Consider the following 4588-nt stretch of genomic DNA (forward strand, 5'->3'; position numbering starts at 1 on the left):
GTGCAGCATTGTTTCGAGTTGACTTTTAGGATACAGGCTTCCGGTATAAGCAATAAATATTTTTCTTTCCTGATGCTTGTCCGTTTCATTTTTGTATTGGGTGTAATAGTAATCACCCAAGATCAGCCCTTCTGCCAATGCCTTTACATCCAGCTTGTCCTGATAGCGTTCCAAAGCTATAAAAAGTGTCTGGAAGCTGCTCTTTTGTATGGATTGAATCGCTTTTGCAGCACTGATCTTGAGGTCTTCACCCTTTAGTGAACGGCTTGCCACATACAAAACATTATGATGAATATCCAAATAGGTGGACCCCTCTTTGAGAGTGAACCCCGCTTTTGACAATGCTATCGACTGCTCTGCCTTCGCCGGAAGCGCAGTGACGATAAGAAGTTCCAGACTCTCTTTCGGATGCTTGTTGGAGATGGCTATTTGCATGATTTACCCAATCGATTCGCAATGATATTCATCGAATTGATTTTATTTCGGTAAATAGGCTCTTGTGAGGATGCGAGACTCTCCTTTACCTTGTCCGTGACGATATGATGAAAACTGGATTTATCACAGACCGGGTCCGCTTCATTCATATCTTTAGTCAGGGCATACGCCTGACATCGGCATCCTCCGAAATCTTTCTCTTTTTCATCGCAGGTTCGGCACGGTTCTTTCATCCATGAATCACCACGAAAATAGTTAAATGCCTCCGAATCGTTCCAAATCGCTTCAACGGAATACTCTTTCACATTGGGAAAAGTGAGCGGGAGCGTATTGGCAGTGTTGCACGGAAGTGCCATCCCGTCGGGATTGATGGTCAGGAAGGTCGAACCCCATCCGTTCATGCACGCTTTAGGACGTATCGCAAAATAATCCGGTACGACAAAAAAGACTTTCATATCTTTACGATTTTCCCGATAATGGTTGGTGATGGCTTTAGCCTCATCCAACTGCTTTTGGCTCGGAAGCAGTGCGTTGATATTTTCAAGCGCCCATCCGTAATACTGGATATTTGCGATTTCCAGATAATTCGCCCCCAGCTGTTCCGCCATCTCAATAATCTCACCGATCTGATGAATGTTTTGTCGTGTAATACAGGTATTAATGATCAATTGCAAGCCGTTATCTTTACAAGCTTTGGCAAAAGCCATTTTGTCTCTAAAGGCGGTTTTATTGTTCGTAATAAGTGTCGTTGTATGTTCGTCCGGAGACTGGATACCGAGCTGTACCGTCTTCAATCCCGCTTCTTTCAGCTTTGGAACGATGGAGATGTCCGCTCCGACGCCGGAGGTAATCAGATTGGTATAAAACTTTAAGTCATTGGCTTTTTTGACGATCTCCAGCAGATCTTTATTGAGCAGAGGTTCGCCACCTGAAATTCCCAATTGAACGGCTCCCATGGCGCGGGATTCTTCCATCACTCTAAACCAGTCTTCTTTGGTCATCTCATCTTTCGTATTGGCAAAATCAAGTTGATTGTAGCAATAGGTACATTCCAAAGGGCATTTGTGTGTCAGTTCCAGCAGTATCCATAACGGCGGATTAACCGTTTTTTTGTCAGGATTCATAATAGATTATCCAGTCGCGATTCATCGCTTCGCTTAGAAATTCTACGACATCGGCGCCGAGTGAGTCATCCGAAAACTTCTCGGTTAAGGTACTGATAATCGTGTCACAAGAGTTCGTACCGTCACATAAACTCATAATCTCGCCCGCAGAGAAGCTAAGCTGCACCATTCCTTCGGGATAGAGCAGTACATAGCAGTTTTGTTTCTCTTCAAATTGCAGTTGAAAGTGATTATTCACTGCAAGAAATTTTTCGCGTTGCATGACAATCCTTGATATTAAAATAAGGCGGTCTTTTCAGTTCATAAGCTAAATAGAGTGCGTCGACCATGGTCCACAAAATATCCAATTTAAACTGCAGAATGGAAAAAGCTTTCTCCTGCAGTTCCACGGTGTTGAACTCCTCTAGCGTCAGGGCTAATCCATGCTGCACGTCACGGCGTGCTTCTGTCAGTCTTTTTTGAAAATAGCGCAGACCGTTCTGATCGATCCATGGGTAGTTTTTTGGCCATGTATCCAAACGCTGCTGGTGTATTTCAGGTGCAAACATCTCTGTTAGTGAAGACATCGCCGCCTCTTTCCAAGGTGCATGTTTTGCAAAGTTGACATACGCATCGACGGCAAAACGTACCGCAGGCAAAACATATTTATGACTCAAAAGATCTTCCTTGTCCAGCCCCACAGCCGTACCCAAATCTAGCCATGCTTCGATACCGCCGCCCACACTGTCATGGTCATTGATTCGGTCAATCCATTTGCGTCTGTCTTCAATAGGAGGGTTGTTCGACATAATCGCCGCATCTTTAATCGGTATCATCGTCTGGTAATAAAAGCGATTGGCTACCCATCCTTGAATCTCTTCTTTCGTACATTTGCCCTCATACATACGGATATGAAACGGATGATAAATATGATACATACTCCCCATCGCTCTTAATGCTTCTTCAAATTCTTTTTTGCTGAGTAGACTTTTCATTTTATTCCTTTGATTGAGTTTGTTTTGACCTTAAATCTCAATATGCATTCCGTCATATGAGATTTCTATATTGTGTCGGATAAGCTCTCGATACTCTTCCGTACTTTCATCCAGTATCGGATTGGTATTATTCATATGAATTAATATCTTACGCGGTTTATGGAGCGTGTCCAGCGTCTCGATGAGTCCCCCTCTTCCGCTTAGGGGAACATGACCCATATCGGTTCCGAGTTTCGTGGAGAATCCGTTTTTGATCATCTCATCATCTCTCCAGAGAGTTCCGTCAACCAGCAAAACATCGGCTAAAGCCATTTCGTCAATAATTGCTTGCTGCAGCACACCGAGACCCGGAAGATAAAAGAGCCGCTTTCCGCTGATTTTGTTGATAACAACCATACCTATATTGTCGCCGGCTCTGGGTCTATCACGATATTTTGAATAAGGGGGTGCATTCGAAATCAGCGGCACCGCCTTGAAGGTATAATTGGGCATCACCGGAATCTCAAAGCTTGTTCCGTCCGTCGCTACCTCATGATAACGTGTTCCGCCCCCGTCCCAATGGGTCAGCATTGTAAAAAGGGGGAAAGAGGTATTCAGCTCTTCATGCACCTCTTTGGTACAATAGACTTCATGCGGACACCCTTCCCTGAGCATTAACAGTCCGGTCGTATGATCAATCTGGGCATCGATGAAAACGATGGCTTTGATCTTTGTTTCTCTTCGCTGCTGCGGGTGCAAAAACGGTGAATTATGAATTTGCTCTAAAATATCGGGAGAGGTATTGAAAAGCACCCAGTTCTCACCGTCTTCACTGATCGTTATCGAGGATTGGGTTCGGCGTTTAATCGATGTTTTGCCGGCTCTGTATCCTTTACAGTTATCACAGTTGCAGTTGAACTGCGGCAGTCCTCCGCCGGCGCTTGAACCTAAAACTTCAATTTTCACGTTCTACCCTTTTATTTTATTAATTAAACGTATACGTGATACCCTCAATTAATAAAAGAGCGGACAACGTTATATTGCCCGCTTTGGTCTATCTATTGCTACGATTACTCGTGGCAAATGTACATTGTTACTTCAAAGCCGAATCGGTTGTCCGTAAATGCTGGTTTTTCCCATTTCATAGTAGCCTCCTTTTATTTATTTGTGTAGTTTGAATACGTGAACCATTCCACCTTGTGAAATGTGTTTAATTGACTTGGCAACTTCTCCGCCCCATAAAGGTACAGCTCCGCCCCAACCGGATACGACAGAAACATACTGTTCTCCGTTTTGTTCCCACGTGATCGGTGAACCGACGATTCCTGAACCGACTTGGAATGAATACAATACTTTTCCGGTTGCGTCATCTAAACCAAGAAGTTCACCTTCAGGTGTTCCTGTAAAGACGATTCCGCCGGCTGTTGCAAGTACTCCACCCCATAAAGGAGCTTTATTCTCATATTTCCATTTGATTTTACCGGTCTTAGGATCGATGGCTTTAAGCGCACCGATATGATCTTCATAGACAGGTTTGATGGTGAAACCGGCACCCATATATGCGGCACCTTTTTTATAGGTCACCGGTTGATTCCACATATCCATACCCCACTCATTTGCAGGGACATAAAAGAGACCTGTATTTTGAGAGTACGCCATCGGATTCCAGTTTTTACCACCGAGGAATGATGGAACGGTAAAGACTGTTTTCCCTTTTTCACCATTGACCGGTACACCAGGACGGTTTTCAGGAACTACGATCGGTTTCCCGTCTTTATCGATCCCTTTTGCCCAGGTAATTTTGTCTACAAACGGAGACGCGCTGATGAATTTACCGTTTACACGGTCAAGTACATAGAAGAAACCGTTTTTGTCGGCCGTAGCACCGGCTTTGATTGTTTTACCTGAAGCATCTTTGTAATCAAACAATACGAGTTCAGACATACCGTCAAAGTCCCATCCGTCATTCGGAGTGGTTTGGTAGTACCATACAATTTCACCCGTATTAGGATTGAGTGCCATACGACAAGCAGAATACAAGTTGTTTCCGGCTCTCTCATGAGAATTCCATGGAGA

The 4588-nt window shown here is 44.1% G+C and carries 7 protein-coding genes; all 7 read right to left on the reverse strand.

The window, feature by feature from the left end; translation table 11 throughout:
- Window positions 1-435, reverse strand: a 435-nt coding sequence (locus tag WAO38_RS07960; protein ID WP_422236006.1) for a M17 family peptidase N-terminal domain-containing protein, incomplete at its 3' end; no start/stop codon positions are given.
- Window positions 426-1559, reverse strand: coding sequence for a pyrroloquinoline quinone biosynthesis protein PqqE (gene pqqE / locus WAO38_RS07965; protein WP_422236008.1), 1134 nt, complete (start codon window positions 1557-1559; stop codon window positions 426-428). The genes WAO38_RS07960 and pqqE, both read right to left, overlap by 10 nt.
- The gene (gene pqqD, locus WAO38_RS07970) at window positions 1549-1821 is read right to left on the reverse strand and encodes a pyrroloquinoline quinone biosynthesis peptide chaperone PqqD (protein ID WP_422236010.1); all 273 of its coding nucleotides are present in this window, start codon (window positions 1819-1821) and stop codon (window positions 1549-1551) included. Before pqqD ends, pqqE begins: the two co-directional genes overlap by 11 nt.
- Window positions 1790-2533 (reverse strand): pyrroloquinoline-quinone synthase PqqC, encoded by a 744-nt coding sequence (gene pqqC / locus WAO38_RS07975; RefSeq protein WP_422236012.1) that lies wholly within the window; start codon window positions 2531-2533, stop codon window positions 1790-1792. Before pqqC ends, pqqD begins: the two co-directional genes overlap by 32 nt.
- 30 nt (window positions 2534-2563) lie before the next feature.
- Window positions 2564-3478 carry a pyrroloquinoline quinone biosynthesis protein PqqB gene (gene pqqB, locus WAO38_RS07980; protein WP_422236014.1) on the reverse strand — a complete coding sequence of 305 codons (915 nt, stop codon included), beginning with the start codon at window positions 3476-3478 and terminating at the stop codon, window positions 2564-2566.
- Between the two features lie 104 nt (window positions 3479-3582).
- Window positions 3583-3657, reverse strand: coding sequence for a pyrroloquinoline quinone precursor peptide PqqA (pqqA, locus tag WAO38_RS07985; RefSeq protein ID WP_422236018.1), 75 nt, complete (start codon window positions 3655-3657; stop codon window positions 3583-3585).
- A 16-nt stretch (window positions 3658-3673) separates the two neighbouring features.
- Window positions 3674-4588, reverse strand: a 915-nt coding sequence (locus WAO38_RS07990) for a PQQ-binding-like beta-propeller repeat protein (RefSeq protein ID WP_422236016.1), incomplete at its 5' end; no start/stop codon positions are given.

Origin of the sequence: Sulfuricurvum sp., assembly GCF_049277495.1 — a bacterium.
Taxonomy (GTDB): domain Bacteria; phylum Campylobacterota; class Campylobacteria; order Campylobacterales; family Sulfurimonadaceae; genus Sulfuricurvum.

Coding starts and splice junctions, on each gene's coding strand:
- pqqE (WP_422236008.1), bottom strand. CDS start 1,559: ATGAATCCTGACAAAAAAACGGTTAATCCGCCGTTATGGATACTGCTG.
- pqqC (WP_422236012.1), bottom strand. CDS start 2,533: ATGAAAAGTCTACTCAGCAAAAAAGAATTTGAAGAAGCATTAAGAGCG.
- pqqD (WP_422236010.1), bottom strand. CDS start 1,821: ATGCAACGCGAAAAATTTCTTGCAGTGAATAATCACTTTCAACTGCAA.